Source organism: Citrobacter werkmanii (genome assembly GCF_008693645.1).
Classification (GTDB): Bacteria; Pseudomonadota; Gammaproteobacteria; order Enterobacterales; family Enterobacteriaceae; genus Citrobacter; species Citrobacter werkmanii.
Genome location: NZ_CP044101.1, coordinates 660850 through 676235 on the forward strand (window position 1 = coordinate 660850; position 15386 = coordinate 676235).

Below are 15386 nucleotides of genomic sequence, written 5' to 3' on the forward strand. Positions count from 1 at the left end.
ATTCCTATGTTTAAGTTTCGTCTTTTTTGTCGTCAACCAGCGGGCTGGCGTCGTGTTCTGCTTCGATCTCTTCTTTCGGCAGCGGGGCAGGTTCTGCCTCTGGCGTCACGAAAGTCTCGGTTGAGATGGCCATTGGCTGACCGATTTTCGTGACTGAAAGGTCCTGCAATTGCTCAACCAGGTTAACTTTGCCCGGTGCAAACAGGTTGATGACGGTGGAACCGAGCTTAAAGCGGCCCATTTCCTGACCTTTCAGCAGTGCCACCGACCCTTCGCTTTCGCCTTCAGGCCAGGTCCAGCGTTTAATTACGCCTTCACGCGGTGGGGTAATGGTGCCAGCCCATACGGTTTCAATGCTGCCAACGATAGTCGCCCCGACCAAAATTTGCACCATCGGGCCAAACTCGGTATCAAACAGGCAAATAACGCGTTCGTTACGGGCAAACAGATTCGGTACGTTTTGCGCGGTCAGGATGTTTACAGAGAAAAGGTCGCCTGGCACGTACATCATTTCGCGCAGGATACCGTTACATGGCATATGTACCCGGTGGTAATCGCGTGGTGATAAGTAAGTGGTCACAAACGTACCGTTGCGGAATTTGTCCGCCATCTGGTAGTTGCCGGCCAGCAGCGCTTCAAGCGTATAGCTGTGCCCTTTGGCCTGTAACAGCTTGTCTTCTTCGATGTTACCTAACTGATTGATCACGCCGTCGGCAGGCATGACCAGTACATTCGGATCGGTATTGATTGGACGAGCCTCGTCGCGCAGGGGACGAACAAAGAAGTCGTTAAAGGTGCGATAGCTGGCGGTATCCGGCTTTTGCGCCTCTTTCATATCGACCTTGTAATATTTCACGAACAGATCGATCACCAGTTTGGTCAGCCATCCCGCTCGTTTGCTCGCACCCCAGCCCGCCAGGCGAGTGAGCCATAGTTTCGGCAGAATGTATTGTAGCGAAAGCTTAAATGAGTTTAACAAGGTAGCCTCCAGGCCATAATTTGTTCCCGATCCGGCATATGGGCCGGATCCTGAAAAAGGGGGACGATTCTAGCGATGCTTAGCTTAGTTGTCAGTTGTCAGTATCAGAAAAGTTTTTACGCGTTTTTACCTGCGCCATGCTTTCCAGGATGCGGTGATAATTTTCAAACCGAGTTTCGGCTATTTCCCCTTTTTCTACAGCCTCACGGATAGCGCAGCCTGGATCGGCATCATGCTTGCAGTCGCGATATTTGCAATGACCCAGGTAGTCATGGAATTCGACAAAGCCATGGGTGATTTGTTCCGGTTCCAGATGCCACAGTCCGAACTCGCGTACGCCAGGGGAGTCGATAACGTCGCCGCCGTGCGGGAAGTGATACAGGCGAGAAGCGGTGGTGGTGTGCTGCCCAAGACCGGAGTTGTCGGAGACATCGTTGGTCAGGATCGCTTCCTGCAGGCCGAGAAGGTTATTGAGCAGGCTGGATTTACCTACACCCGACTGGCCGGCAAAAATGCTGATACGACCGGTTAACGCTTCTTCAAGCGGTTTCAGACCGTCTTTCGTGCGGCTTGATACCATCAATACGCGATAGCCAATGTTGCGATAGATATCCATCTGTTCGTTAACGAAGGCCATACCTTCGGCATCCAGCAGATCGATCTTATTCAGTACGATAATCGGTTCAACGTGTAGCGTTTCGCAGGCGACCAGATAGCGGTCGATAATATTAAGCGACAGCTCGGGTAAGATGGCTGAGACAATAACGATCTGATCGATATTGGCGGCAATGGGTTTTACCCCATCGTAAAAGTCAGGACGTGTGAGCACCGAGGTACGTTCGTGAACCGCCTCAACGATGCCTTTGACATTTACCCCTTCTGCTGCCGCTTTACCTGGTCGCCAGACTACGCGATCGCCGGTAACCAGTGAACGAATTGTGCGGCGGATGTTGCAGCGGTGAATGTCGCCGTCAGCAGACTCCACGTCGGCATGCATGCCAAAACGGCTGATAACGATGCCTTCAGCGGTTTCGCCAAACAGGTTGTCGTCGTAGTCTGGCTTCTCCGCGGACGTTTTCAGACGACGCTGGTGATTGGCGTTCACACGGCGCTGTTGGCCTTTGGAGAGTTTATTCTTACTCAATCGGACTGGCTCCTGGTCGCCCATGATGGGCAAAACATTTATGATACACGCAATTTTAGATGAATATAGTCACACTGAATGTGACGCTGAAGGGTGGAAAATAGCATGAGTGCCAATGAAAACAACCTGATTTGGATCGATCTGGAGATGACAGGTCTGGATCCCGAGCGCGATCGCATTATTGAGATCGCCACGCTGGTGACGGATGCCAACTTAAATATTCTGGCTGAAGGACCGACGATTGCGGTGCACCAGTCCGACGAACAACTGGCATTAATGGATGACTGGAACGTACGTACGCACACCGGGAGCGGGCTGGTGGAGCGCGTGAAGGCAAGCACCATGGGCGATCGCGAAGCAGAACTGGCTACGCTGGCATTTTTGCAAGAATGGGTTCCGGCAGGAAAATCACCTATCTGCGGCAACAGCATCGGGCAGGATCGTCGTTTCCTGTTTAAATACATGCCGGAGCTGGAAGCGTATTTCCATTATCGCTATCTCGACGTCAGCACGCTGAAGGAACTGGCGCGTCGTTGGAAGCCGGAGATCCTTGCTGGCTTCACCAAGCAGGGAACGCATCAGGCGATGGATGATATTCGTGAGTCGGTTGCTGAGTTGGCTTACTACCGCGAACATTTTATTAAGCTTTGATTTTGTGGATTGCCGGGTGGCGGTTGCGCCTTACCCGGCCTACGAAAATCGTTCCTGCGAGCTTGCACTAAGTCAGGATTGTCGCTAAATTAAACGACTTGCCGATAAATTCAGCACTTAAACGAAAAAACAAGAAAATCGCTTTTAGGGGGGTTGCAGCTAAACGGATTTCTCGTATAATGCGCCTCCCGTAACGACAGAGAATTACGCGTTACGACAGCAACAAAAGCAGTACAGATTTGCGGGAATAGCTCAGTTGGTAGAGCACGACCTTGCCAAGGTCGGGGTCGCGAGTTCGAGTCTCGTTTCCCGCTCCAAAATTTGAAAGTGCTTATTAAGCACAGACGCACCCAAGCGGGAATAGCTCAGTTGGTAGAGCACGACCTTGCCAAGGTCGGGGTCGCGAGTTCGAGTCTCGTTTCCCGCTCCAAAATTTGAAAGTGCTTATTAAGCACAGACCACCAATCGCAGGATTTCGAATTGCGACAAGGCGGCAACTGAATGAGTCCTCAGGAGCTTACTGAAGTAAGTGACTAAGGCGAGTGAAGGCAGCCAACGCAGTAGCGGTTCGAAAGACGAAGATTATGCGGGAATAGCTCAGTTGGTAGAGCACGACCTTGCCAAGGTCGGGGTCGCGAGTTCGAGTCTCGTTTCCCGCTCCAAATTCTTACCTCAAAAAAATATCCACAACGAAGAATCGCGTTGGGGACGTTTTGTTTCGTCGTTGACATACTCTTGTAAACAGACTTATCCACAGGTTCAGGTATTATTCCTGGAATGCAAAAAACTTCGCCTGGTTAATAGTATCATTTTAACATATTGAAATTACTGGATTAATTATCATTTCAAATTGTTAATGCGATCACTTGACGATTTTTTCCCTCTTGAATATCAATGTGTTTTTATTTTTATACACAAGCTGTGGATGACTTAAGCATCGCGCGGTAGACCCTTTTCGATGACCCTGACTAAACGTTGTTTCTTCGGCAACTGCACCTCAACTACGCAGGCGTTTCGCTTCTCAATTTGCTGAGCAACCGCCCACTCTATGTGTTCGTCGAGAAGTGGGTGCTCACCTCTACGGTTTTCCAGAGCGTTAATTACGGCTTCATCCCAGGGGGCATTGCCCAACGCAACAGCGATATTTCGCAGCCAGCGCAGATGACCGATACGACGAATGGCAGACCCCTCAGTGACTTTTAAAAACCACGCTTCGCTCCAGCTAAACAGCTCTATTAACTCCGGAGCATGAAGCTGCTTGCGTGGGCTAAAGTCATCCTCGACCGTCAACTGCGAATAGCGGTTCCAGGGACAAATGAGCTGACAATCATCGCAGCCGTAAATGCGATTCCCCAACAAGGGACGAAACGCTTCAGGGATAGCGCCTTCCAGTTCGATAGTGAGATAAGAGATACAACGGCGCGCATCTACGGTGTAGGGTTCAACGATGGCCCCGGTGGGACAGATGGTCATACAGGCGACACATTTCCCGCATCCTTCTTCTACTGGCTTATCGACCGGCAAGGGCAAGTCGATCAGTAATTCACCAAGGAAGAAAAATGAACCGGCTTCGCGATTAAGGATAAGTGAGTGCTTACCTGTCCAGCCAAGCCCGGCTTTTTCCGCCAGCGGACGCTCAAGAATGGGCGCGGAATCGACAAAAGGTCTAAAATTCAGCGAAACGCAGTGTTGTTGAATCATCTCGCCCAGCTTTTTTAAGCGGTTACGCAGCAGCTTATGGTAGTCGCGCCCAAGCGCGTAGCGACTGACGTAACCCAGAGAGGGGTTTTTCAACGTGCTGGCAAAGGCCGCCTTGGAAGGGAGATAGTTCATACGTACGCTGATGACACGTAGCGTACCGGGCAATAATTCGTGAGGTCGGGCGCGCATCATGCCGTGACGGGCCATCCAGTCCATCTCGCCGTGATAGTGTTGATCCAGCCAGGCCTGCAGTTTGGGCTCCGCTTCGCTGAGGTCGGTATCGGCAATACCGACCTGCTGAAAGCCAAGCTCCAGCCCCCACTGCTTAATATTTTGCGCTAACTGATTGAGATCGAGGGGCTCTGACATGACGGACCATACAATGAAGAAAAACCCCGCAAGTATACCACACTCCATCTGGTACGCCGATGACATCAGGCGGATGGAGCGAGAGGCGGCAGACAGCTTAGGGCTGACGTTGTACGAACTGATGCAACGGGCGGGAGAGGCCGCGTTTCAGGTCGCCCGCGAAGCCTATCCGCACGCTCAACACTGGCTGGTGCTGTGCGGTCATGGCAACAACGGCGGCGATGGCTACGTAGTGGCAAGGCTTGCCAAAGCGCAGGGGCTTGAGGTCACGCTGCTGGCGCAAGAGAGTGACAAACCACTTCCGGAGGAAGCACAGCAGGCGCGCGATGCCTGGCTTAACGCCGGTGGCGTCATTCATGCTGCGGATATCACCTGGCCTGGTAGCGTGGACGCCATCATCGACGCGCTGTCAGGGACTGGCTTAAAACACGCGCCGCGTGAGGCTCTCTCGGTATTGATTGAACGTGCCAATACTTACCCAGCCCCCATCGTGGCGATAGATATTCCTTCCGGCCTGCTGGCGCAAACAGGGGCGACACCGGGTGCGGTCATCAGTGCGGCGCATACCGTCACCTTTATTGCGCTCAAACCAGGCCTGTTAACCGGTAAAGCGCGCGATGTCACCGGACGCCTGCATGTTAACGCGCTTGGGCTGGACGACTGGCTGGCTGGGCAGAGTGCGCCAATTCAACGTTTTGATGCTCTACAGCTTGCGCACTGGCTGACGCCACGCCGACCTACCTCGCACAAAGGTTCCCACGGTCGGCTGGTGATTATCGGCGGGGACCACGGGACGGCAGGCGCAATACGTATGGCCGGTGAAGCGGCGCTGCGTGCAGGAGCCGGGCTGGTCAAGGTGCTGACCCGCAGTGAAAACATCGCTCCGATTCTGACCGCCAGGCCGGAACTGATGGTTGATACGCTAACGCCGCAGACTCTGGATGAAAGCTTGGCGTGGGCGGATGTTGTCGTCATTGGTCCTGGGCTTGGTCAGCAGGAGTGGGGCAAAAAAGCGCTGCAAAAGGTCGAGAATTTTCGCAAACCGATGCTCTGGGATGCCGATGCGCTGAACCTGCTGGCAATCAACCCCGATAAACGTCACAATCGCGTGATCACGCCGCATCCGGGAGAAGCCGCGCGACTGCTGGGCTGTTCCATTGCAGAAATTGAAGACGATCGCTTACTTTGTGCACAACGTCTGGTAAAACGGTACGGAGGCGTGGTAGTGCTGAAAGGCGCGGGTACGGTTGTTGCTGCTGAACCGGCTGAGTTGGGTATTATTGATACCGGCAATGCAGGCATGGCCAGCGGCGGAATGGGTGATGTGCTTTCCGGTATTATTGGCGCATTGCTCGGACAGAAGCTTACCCCGTATGATGCAGCATGTGCGGGATGTGTTGCGCACGGTGCGGCGGCGGATGTGCTGGCGGCGCGTTTTGGTACGCGCGGCATGCTGGCGACCGATCTCTTTACTACGCTACAGCGTATTGTTAACCCTGATGTGATTGACGTTTATCATGATGAATCGAGTAATTCCACTACCTGATGAACAGGCGACTTTAGACCTGGGACTGCGGGTAGCCAAAGCCTGTGACGGCGCGACGGTAATTTATTTGTACGGCGACCTGGGAGCGGGCAAAACCACTTTTAGCCGTGGATTCCTGCAGGCGTTAGGTCATAAAGGTAATGTCAAAAGCCCGACTTACACGCTGGTTGAACCCTATTCGCTCGATAATTTGATGGTTTATCACTTCGATCTGTATCGACTTGCGGACCCGGAGGAGCTGGAATTTATGGGGATCCGCGATTATTTTGCCAATGATGCCATCTGCCTGGTGGAATGGCCGCAACAAGGTAAAGGTGTTCTGCCAGACCCGGACGTCGAAATACACATCGAATACCAGGCACAAGGTCGAGAGGCGCGCGTAAGCGCAGTCTCCTCATCGGGTGATTTATTGCTGGCGCGTTTAGCCGATTAACCTTAAGGGTGGCGGGATGATTTATCGCATCAGAAACTGGCTGATGGCAACCCTGGTCCTGCTGTGCGCGCAGGCAGGGGCCGCCAGCCTCTCCGATCTTCAGGTTTCCAACGGCGATCAACAGGCGCGGATTACGCTGAGTTTTATCGGCGATCCTGAATACGCCGTTTCGCAGGATGGGAAACGAACCGTCGCGCTGGATATTAAACAAACCGGTGTGATTCAGGGATTACCGTTGCTGTTTAGCGGTAATAATCTGGTCAAATCTATCCGTTCCGGTACGCCAAAAGACGCGCAGTCTCTGCGCCTGCTGGTGGATTTAACCGAGAACGGCAAAGCCGATGCCGTAAAACGCCAGAACGGCGGTAATTATACCCTCGTGTTTACCATCAAGGCCGATGCGCCACCGCCGCCTCCACCGCCTCCGGTGGTCGCGAAACGTGTCGAAGCGCCGGTTGTCGCCCCGCGCCCTGCCGAGCCTGCACGTAATCCGTTTAAAGCGGAAAACGATCGCACTACGGCGGTTACCAGCAGTAATACGTCCACGCGACCTGCGGCGCGCGCCAGCACCAATAGCGGCGACAAAGTGGTTATCGCCATTGATGCCGGGCATGGCGGACAGGATCCCGGCGCAATTGGTCCCGGCGGTACGCGTGAGAAAAATGTCACGATTGCCGTGGCGCGTAAACTACGCAGTTTGCTGAATGATGACCCGATGTTTAAAGGCGTCCTCACCCGCGATGGCGATTACTTCATCTCGGTCATGGGACGTTCCGACGTTGCGCGTAAACAAAACGCCAACTTCCTGGTTTCGATTCATGCTGACGCCGCGCCAAACCGGGATGCCACTGGCGCTTCCGTCTGGGTACTGTCAAACCGCCGGGCGAACAGTGAAATGGCTGGCTGGCTGGAACAGCATGAGAAGCAATCAGAATTGTTAGGTGGTGCGGGCGATGTGCTGGCCAACAGCCAGGCCGATCCTTACCTCAGCCAGGCTGTGCTGGATCTGCAGTTCGGTCATTCGCAACGCGTCGGGTATGATGTGGCGACCAGCATGATCGGTCAGTTAGAACGTATTGGCTCAATGCATAAACGTCGGCCGGAACACGCCAGTCTTGGGGTACTCCGTTCGCCGGATATCCCGTCAGTGCTGGTTGAAACTGGCTTTATCAGTAACAACAGCGAAGAGCGTCTGTTGGCGAGCGATGATTACCAGCAGCAACTGGCCGAGGCGATTTACAAAGGATTGCGTAACTATTTCCAGGCGCACCCGATGCAAACCGGGCCGCAGGGCGCACCGGCGCAAACCGCCAGCGCCGTGTCGCCTGGCAACACGTTAACAAATTAAGGATTAGCCATGCCGATTCAGGTTCTACCGCCACAGTTGGCGAACCAGATTGCCGCGGGCGAGGTGGTAGAACGGCCTGCGTCAGTGGTGAAAGAACTGGTGGAAAACAGTATCGATGCCGGCGCGACGCGTATTGATATTGATATCGAACGCGGCGGCGCGAAGCTTATTCGTATTCGTGACAACGGCTGCGGGATTAAAAAAGACGAGCTGGCGCTGGCGCTGGCGCGTCATGCCACCAGTAAAATTGCCTCGCTTGACGATCTCGAAGCCATCGTGAGCCTTGGGTTTCGCGGCGAAGCGTTAGCCAGTATTAGCTCGGTCTCACGTTTAACCCTGACGTCGCGCACGCAAGAGCAGCCTGAAGCCTGGCAAGCCTATGCTGAAGGACGCGACATGGATGTCACGGTTAAACCCGCCGCGCATCCGGTGGGTACCACGCTGGAGGTGTTGGATCTGTTCTACAACACCCCGGCGCGGCGCAAGTTTATGCGCACCGAGAAAACCGAATTTAATCATATCGATGAGATTATCCGCCGCATTGCGCTGGCGCGTTTTGATGTGACGATTAATTTGTCGCACAACGGCAAAGTGGTGCGTCAGTACCGTGCAGTGGCTGCGGATGGACAAAAAGAGCGCCGTCTGGGCGCGATTTGCGGTATGCCGTTTCTGGAACATGCGCTGGCGATTGAATGGCAGCATGGCGATTTGACGCTACGGGGCTGGGTAGCCGATCCTCACCACACAACGACGGCGCTGGCGGAAATCCAGTACTGTTACGTGAATGGCAGGATGATGCGTGACCGCCTGATCAACCACGCTATCCGCCAGGCCTGTGAAGATAAGCTGGGCGCCGATCAGCAGCCGGCATTTGTTTTATATCTGGAAATCGATCCGCATCAGGTGGATGTTAATGTGCATCCCGCCAAGCATGAAGTCCGTTTCCATCAGTCGCGTCTGGTGCATGATTTTATCTACCAGGGCGTATTGAGCGTTCTGCAACAGCAGCTTGAAACGCCGCTGCCGTTGGCGGATGACGACGAACCTGCCCCACGGCACATCCCGGAAAACCGCGTTGCAGCCGGACGTAACCATTTTGCCGAGCCCGCTCCGGCGCGTGAAGCTGCTGCACCTCGCTACTCTGCCCCCGCTGGCGGTGGTGGTCGTCAGGCGGGCGCCAACTGGCCTCATGCCCAGCCTGGATATCAAAAGCAGCAGGGTGAGATTTATCAGCAACTGCTGCAGACGCCAATTCCAACGCGTAAAGAGCCGGTATCTGAAGCGCCATCGGCTCCTCTGACTGGCAACAGTCAGGGGTTTGGTCGGGTGCTAACGATTGTCGGTGCGGACTGTGCGTTACTCGAATGCGATGGTCATATTCGGTTACTGGCATTACCTGTGGCGGAACGTTGGCTGCGTCAGGCGCAATTAACGCCGGGACAGGGGGCTGTTTGCGCCCAACCATTACTGATTCCTTTACGTCTAAAAGTGACCGCCGATGAAAAAGCGGCGCTGCAGAAAGGGCAGAACCAACTGGCCGATCTGGGCATTGAATTTCAACTGGATGCGCAGCATGTGACCATCCGGGCAGTGCCTTTACCCTTACGCCAACAAAATTTACAAATCTTGATTCCTGAACTGATAGGCTACCTGGCGCAGCAGTCCGTATTCGAGCCGGGCAATATTGCACAGTGGATTGCACGTAACCTGATTAGCGAGCATCCGCAGTGGAGCATGGCCCAGGCGATTACGCTGTTAGCGGATGTTGAGCGGCTTTGCCCACAACTCGTGAAGGCGCCGCCGGGTGGTCTGTTACAACCTGTTGATTTACATTCGGTAATGAATGCCCTGAAACATGAGTGATACCCGTAAGGCGAGCCTGCCAAAGGCGATTTTTTTAATGGGGCCAACGGCCTCCGGTAAAACAGCGCTCGCAATTGAATTGCGTAAAGTTTTGCCTGTAGAGTTGATAAGCGTTGATTCCGCCCTTATTTACAAAGGGATGGATATCGGTACAGCCAAGCCTGATGCAGATGAATTACAGGCCGCGCCGCACCGATTACTGGATATTCGCGATCCGTCGCAAGCGTACTCTGCTGCGGATTTTCGCCGCGATGCGTTAGCCGAGATGGCCGATATCACCGCCGCGGGGCGTATTCCGCTGCTGGTGGGCGGCACAATGTTATATTTCAAAGCCTTGCTTGAAGGGCTGTCGCCGTTACCGTCGGCGGACCCGGACGTCAGGGCCAGAATTGAGCAGCAGGCGGCAGAGCATGGGTGGGATGCGTTACACCGACAGCTTCAGGAGATCGATCCCGTAGCTGCCGCGCGTATTCATCCAAATGATCCGCAAAGACTTTCCCGGGCACTGGAAGTTTTTTTCATTTCGGGTAAAACTTTAACGGAGCTGACGCAAACGTCAGGAGATGCTTTGCCGTATGAGGTGCATCAGTTTGCAATCGCCCCGGCGAGCCGTGAACTGCTCCATCAGCGAATTGAGCAGCGTTTTCATCAGATGTTAGCTTCAGGTTTTGAAGCAGAAGTCCGGGCGCTTTTTGCCCGTGGAGATTTGCATACGGATTTGCCTTCCATTCGTTGTGTCGGGTATCGCCAGATGTGGTCATACATTGAAGGCGAAATTTCATACGATGAAATGGTTTATAGAGGTGTTTGCGCCACGAGGCAGTTGGCGAAGCGGCAGGTGACCTGGTTGCGTGGTTGGGAAGGGGTGCACTGGCTTGACAGTGAAAAGCCTGACCAGGCGCGAAACGAAGTATTACAGGTTGTTGGTGCTATCGCGAACTGAATGTGTACAATTGAAACGTATCGTGCGCAATTTTTCAGAATCGAAAGGTTCAAAGTACAAATAAGCATATAAGGAAAAGAGAGAATGGCTAAGGGGCAATCTTTACAAGATCCGTTCCTGAACGCACTGCGTCGGGAACGTGTTCCAGTTTCTATTTATTTGGTGAATGGTATTAAGCTGCAAGGTCAAATCGAGTCTTTTGATCAGTTCGTGATCCTGTTGAAAAACACGGTCAGCCAGATGGTTTATAAGCACGCGATTTCTACTGTTGTCCCGTCTCGCCCGGTTTCCCATCACAGCAATAATGCCACCGGCGGCACTGGCAGCAACTACCATCACGGTAGCAACGCGCAAGGTTCATCTGCGCAACAGGATAGCGAAGAAACCGAATAAGGTTGATTGCTGTTTTACATACGGGGAGCCAGCGAACCTGCGTTCCCCGTTGATACATATTAAGGGGTTGACGCTTGTTTGACCGTTATGATGCCGGTGAGCAGGCGGTACTGGTACACATCTATTTTTCGCAAGACAAAGATATGGAAGACCTCCAGGAGTTTGAATCCCTGGTCTCTTCCGCCGGTGTCGAAGCAATGCAGGTGATTACCGGGAGCCGTAAAGCACCGCACCCGAAGTATTTTGTTGGTGAAGGCAAGGCAATCGAAATTGCCGAAGCCGTAAAAGCGACTGGCGCTGCGGTGGTGATTTTTGATCATGCTCTAAGCCCTGCCCAGGAACGTAACCTGGAACAATTGTGCCAGTGTCTGGTTATCGACAGGACTGGTCTTATTCTGGATATTTTTGCCCAGCGTGCTCGAACCCATGAGGGTAAGTTGCAGGTTGAGCTGGCGCAACTGCGCCATATGGCTACGCGTTTGGTCCGTGGCTGGACCCACCTTGAAAGGCAAAAGGGCGGGATTGGTTTGCGCGGTCCGGGTGAAACCCAGCTCGAAACCGACCGTCGTTTGCTGCGTAATCGCATTTTGCAGATACAGTCGCGCCTGGAAAAAGTTGAAAAGCAACGTGAGCAGGGGCGACAGTCGCGTAAGAAAGCGGATGTCCCGACCGTATCACTGGTGGGATATACCAACGCCGGAAAATCCACCCTGTTCAACCAGATAACTGAAGCCCGGGTCTACGCAGCGGATCAACTGTTTGCGACCCTGGACCCGACCCTGCGGCGGATCGACGTCGCGGATGTCGGTGAAACCGTGCTGGCGGATACCGTAGGGTTTATCCGTCACTTACCGCACGACCTGGTGGCGGCATTTAAAGCCACCTTGCAGGAAACACGTCAGGCGACATTGCTGCTGCACGTTATTGATGCAGCAGATTTTCGTGTGCAAGAAAACATCGAGGCCGTCGATACGGTGCTTGAGGAGATCGATGCGCATGAGATCCCGACCCTGCTGGTGATGAATAAAATCGATATGCTGGATGACTTTGAACCGCGTATCGACAGAGATGAAGAGAATAAACCCATTCGCGTTTGGGTTTCAGCGCAAACGGGAATAGGTATACCACAGCTTTTTCAGGCTTTGACTGAGCGGCTTTCCGGTGAGGTGGCGCAGCATACGTTGCGTTTGCCGCCGCAGGAAGGGCGTCTGAGAAGCCGGTTTTATCAACTTCAGGCAATAGAAAAAGAGTGGATGGAGGAGGACGGCAGCGTAGGTCTGCAGGTTCGTATGCCGATCGTAGACTGGCGTCGCCTCTGTAAACAAGAACCGGCACTGGAAGACTATGTTGTCTGATCTGACGGATATGGCCTGAAGATTTTTTCGCCTCTATACCTTGTGGATTTTGCGTAGCCAACGCATCGGCAGCACAAAAGACGCAGGTATAGCATCGCATAACAAATATGGAGCACAAAAATGGCGTGGAATCAGCCCGGTAATAACGGACAAGACCGCGACCCGTGGGGAAGCAGCAAACCTGGCGGCAACCCTGAGGGAAATGGAAACAAAGGTGGGCGCGATCAGGGACCTCCCGATCTGGATGATATCTTCCGCAAACTGAGCAAAAAGCTCGGTGGTCTGGGCGGCGGTAAAGGTACTGGTTCTGGCGGCGGTAGTTCATCGCAAGGTCCGCGTCCGCAACTGGGCGGCCGGGTCTTTACTATCGCTGCGGCCGCTATCGTCATAATCTGGGCGGCCAGCGGTTTCTACACCATTAAAGAAGCGGAACGCGGCGTGGTGACACGCTTCGGTAAATTCAGCCATTTGGTTGAGCCGGGTCTGAACTGGAAACCGACCTTTATCGACGAAGTGACTCCGGTCAACGTTGAAGCCGTGCGTGAACTTGCCGCATCTGGCGTCATGCTGACATCTGACGAAAACGTTGTGCGCGTTGAAATGAACGTGCAGTACCGCGTGACCGATCCGCAGCGTTACCTGTTTAGCGTAACCAGCGCGGATGACAGCCTGCGTCAGGCAACCGACAGCGCACTGCGTGGCGTTATCGGGAAGTACACTATGGACCGTATCCTGACCGAAGGGCGTACCGTTATTCGTAGCGATACCCAGCGTGAACTGGAAGAAACGATCCGTCCGTACAACATGGGTATCACCCTGCTGGACGTCAACTTCCAGGCCGCACGTCCGCCGGAAGAGGTAAAAGCCGCGTTTGACGATGCGATTGCCGCGCGCGAAAACGAACAGCAGTACATCCGTGAAGCGGAAGCGTACACCAACGAAGTTCAGCCGCGTGCGAACGGTCAGGCGCAGCGTATTCTGGAAGAAGCGCGTGCTTATAAAACGCAAACCATCCTGGAAGCTCAGGGTGAAGTGGCGCGCTTCGCGAAAATTCTGCCGGAATATAAAGCCGCGCCGCAAATTACTCGCGAGCGTTTGTATATCGAGACCATGGAAAAAGTGCTGAGCAATACCCGCAAAGTCCTGGTTAACGATAAAGGCAGCAATCTGATGGTTCTGCCGCTGGATCAAATGCTGAAAGGCGGTAGTGCGCCAGCAGCAAAGAGTGACAGCAGTTCAAACCTGCTGCGTCTGCCGCCAGCGACGACCTCCAGCACTGGAGCAAGCAACACCTCGTCCACCAGTCAGGGCGATATTATGGACCAACGCCGCGCGAACGCGCAGCGTAACGACTACCAGCGTCAGGGGGAATAACGATGCGTAAGTCAGTTATTGCGATTATCATCATCGTTCTGGTAGTTCTGTTCATGTCTGTCTTTGTGGTCAAAGAAGGCGAGCGCGGTATTACGCTGCGCTTTGGTAAAGTTCTGCGTGACGATGAAAACAAGCCGCTGGTTGTTGCACCTGGCCTGCACTTCAAGATTCCGTTTATTGAATCAGTGAAGATGCTGGATGCGCGTATTCAGACCATGGACAACCAGGCCGATCGCTTTGTCACCAAAGAGAAGAAAGACCTGATCGTTGACTCCTACATCAAGTGGCGCATCAGTGACTTTAGCCGTTACTACCTGGCAACGGGCGGTGGCGATGTTTCTCAGGCAGAAGTCCTGCTGAAACGTAAGTTCTCTGACCGTCTGCGTTCTGAAATCGGTCGTCTCGACGTGAAAGACATCGTTACCGATTCCCGTGGTCGTCTGACTCTGGAAGTCCGTGACGCGCTGAACTCCGGTTCTGCTGGTACGGAAGATGAAGTCGCGACGCCGGCGGCGGATAGTGCGATTGCCGAAGCGGCTGAGCGTGTTCAGGCTGAAACGAACGGTAAAGTACCGGTCATCAACCCGAACAGTATGGCGGCGTTGGGGATCGAAGTGGTTGATGTGCGTATTAAGCAAATTAACCTGCCTGCGGAAGTGTCTGAGGCTATCTATAACCGTATGCGCGCTGAGCGTGAAGCGGTAGCCCGTCGCCATCGTTCACAAGGTCAGGAAGAAGCGGAAAAACTGCGTGCAACGGCGGATTACGAAGTAACGAAAACGCTGGCAGAATCTGAGCGTCAGGGCCGCATTATGCGCGGTGAAGGCGATGCAGAAGCCGCTAAACTGTTTGCCGACGCGTTCAGCCAGGATCCTGACTTCTACGCCTTCATCCGTAGCCTGCGTGCTTATGAGAAGAGCTTTGAAGGTAACCAGGACGTGATGGTCATGAGCCCGGACAGCGATTTCTTCCGCTACATGAAGACACCGAATACCGCGACACGCTAAAATAGTTTCAGCGGTTTTAAACCAGCAAAACCACCGGCGTCCCCAGGGATGCGGTGGTTTTCTTTTTATATAAGGACGATGGATGAATTCAACAATTTGGCTGGCACTCGCGCTGGTTTTGGTGCTGGAAGGCCTGGGTCCGATGCTTTATCCCGGCGCATGGAAGAAAATGATCTCCGCGATGGCGCAACTCCCCGAAAATACTTTGCGTCGTTTTGGTGGCGGTCTTGTGGTTGCGGGCGTTGTGGTCTACTACATGTTGAGGAAAACGATTGGCTGA

14 protein-coding genes and 3 tRNA genes are annotated in these 15386 nt (G+C 53.7%); 14 read left to right on the forward strand and 3 right to left on the reverse strand.

Translation table 11 applies throughout. From position 1 onward, the window contains the following. Window positions 1-10 precede the first annotated feature (10 nt). Both asd and rsgA read right to left on the reverse strand, forming a co-directional pair. Window positions 11-979, reverse strand: a complete 969-nt coding sequence (gene asd, locus FOB24_RS03845) for an archaetidylserine decarboxylase (RefSeq protein ID WP_061382723.1) — start codon at window positions 977-979, stop codon at window positions 11-13. Between the two features lie 91 nt (window positions 980-1070). After that, window positions 1071-2123, reverse strand: a complete 1053-nt coding sequence (gene rsgA / locus FOB24_RS03850) for a small ribosomal subunit biogenesis GTPase RsgA (protein WP_170973222.1) — start codon at window positions 2121-2123, stop codon at window positions 1071-1073. A gap of 105 nt (window positions 2124-2228) precedes the next feature. Here rsgA and orn point away from each other — a divergent pair, with 105 nt between their 5' ends. The 4 genes from orn (at window position 2229) to FOB24_RS03870 (ending at window position 3436) form a co-directional block, all read left to right on the forward strand. Next, entirely contained in the window at window positions 2229-2774 is a 546-nt protein-coding gene (gene orn / locus FOB24_RS03855; RefSeq protein ID WP_006686300.1) for an oligoribonuclease, read from the forward strand. Window positions 2775-3015: 241 nt separating this feature from the next. Then, window positions 3016-3091, forward strand: a tRNA-Gly gene (locus tag FOB24_RS03860). A gap of 37 nt (window positions 3092-3128) precedes the next feature. Then, window positions 3129-3204: transfer RNA gene (locus tag FOB24_RS03865), tRNA-Gly, on the forward strand. Between the two features lie 156 nt (window positions 3205-3360). Continuing rightward, a tRNA-Gly gene (locus tag FOB24_RS03870) sits at window positions 3361-3436 on the forward strand. Between the two features lie 268 nt (window positions 3437-3704). Here FOB24_RS03870 and queG read toward each other — a convergent pair. Continuing rightward, a complete protein-coding gene (gene queG, locus FOB24_RS03875; RefSeq protein ID WP_150344527.1) occupies window positions 3705-4844 on the reverse strand; it encodes a tRNA epoxyqueuosine(34) reductase QueG in 1140 nt (379 codons plus the stop codon). On the opposite strand from queG, the gene nnr reads away from it, so the two are divergent. From nnr to FOB24_RS03925, 10 genes are all read left to right on the forward strand, one after another. Then, window positions 4843-6390 carry a bifunctional ADP-dependent NAD(P)H-hydrate dehydratase/NAD(P)H-hydrate epimerase gene (gene nnr / locus FOB24_RS03880; RefSeq protein ID WP_150344528.1) on the forward strand — a complete coding sequence of 516 codons (1548 nt, stop codon included), beginning with the start codon at window positions 4843-4845 and terminating at the stop codon, window positions 6388-6390. The two genes, queG and nnr, sit on opposite strands and share 2 nt — an antisense overlap. Continuing rightward, the gene (gene tsaE / locus FOB24_RS03885; RefSeq protein ID WP_008786002.1) at window positions 6362-6823 is read left to right on the forward strand and encodes a tRNA (adenosine(37)-N6)-threonylcarbamoyltransferase complex ATPase subunit type 1 TsaE; all 462 of its coding nucleotides are present in this window, start codon (window positions 6362-6364) and stop codon (window positions 6821-6823) included. Before nnr ends, tsaE begins: the two co-directional genes overlap by 29 nt. Window positions 6824-6839: 16 nt before the next feature. Further along, a complete protein-coding gene (gene amiB, locus FOB24_RS03890) occupies window positions 6840-8171 on the forward strand; it encodes an N-acetylmuramoyl-L-alanine amidase AmiB (protein ID WP_150344529.1) in 1332 nt (443 codons plus the stop codon). A gap of 9 nt (window positions 8172-8180) precedes the next feature. Continuing rightward, a complete protein-coding gene (mutL, locus tag FOB24_RS03895) occupies window positions 8181-10034 on the forward strand; it encodes a DNA mismatch repair endonuclease MutL (protein ID WP_150344530.1) in 1854 nt (617 codons plus the stop codon). Continuing rightward, window positions 10027-10977: a tRNA (adenosine(37)-N6)-dimethylallyltransferase MiaA gene (miaA, locus tag FOB24_RS03900; RefSeq protein ID WP_038636521.1), complete on the forward strand. Its 951-nt coding sequence runs from the start codon at window positions 10027-10029 to the stop codon at window positions 10975-10977. Before mutL ends, miaA begins: the two co-directional genes overlap by 8 nt. Before the next feature lie 84 nt (window positions 10978-11061). Next, on the forward strand, window positions 11062-11370 hold the full coding sequence (gene hfq, locus FOB24_RS03905) for an RNA chaperone Hfq (RefSeq protein ID WP_003025584.1): 309 nt from the start codon (window positions 11062-11064) through the stop codon (window positions 11368-11370). A gap of 74 nt (window positions 11371-11444) precedes the next feature. After that, on the forward strand, window positions 11445-12725 hold the full coding sequence (gene hflX / locus FOB24_RS03910; protein ID WP_003025589.1) for a ribosome rescue GTPase HflX: 1281 nt from the start codon (window positions 11445-11447) through the stop codon (window positions 12723-12725). A gap of 120 nt (window positions 12726-12845) precedes the next feature. Continuing rightward, the gene (hflK, locus tag FOB24_RS03915; RefSeq protein WP_069324734.1) at window positions 12846-14099 is read left to right on the forward strand and encodes an FtsH protease activity modulator HflK; all 1254 of its coding nucleotides are present in this window, start codon (window positions 12846-12848) and stop codon (window positions 14097-14099) included. A 2-nt stretch (window positions 14100-14101) separates the two neighbouring features. Next, window positions 14102-15106, forward strand: a complete 1005-nt coding sequence (gene hflC, locus FOB24_RS03920; RefSeq protein WP_003830491.1) for a protease modulator HflC — start codon at window positions 14102-14104, stop codon at window positions 15104-15106. 82 nt (window positions 15107-15188) lie between these two features. Further along, on the forward strand, window positions 15189-15386 hold the full coding sequence (locus FOB24_RS03925) for a DUF2065 domain-containing protein (RefSeq protein ID WP_085048470.1): 198 nt from the start codon (window positions 15189-15191) through the stop codon (window positions 15384-15386).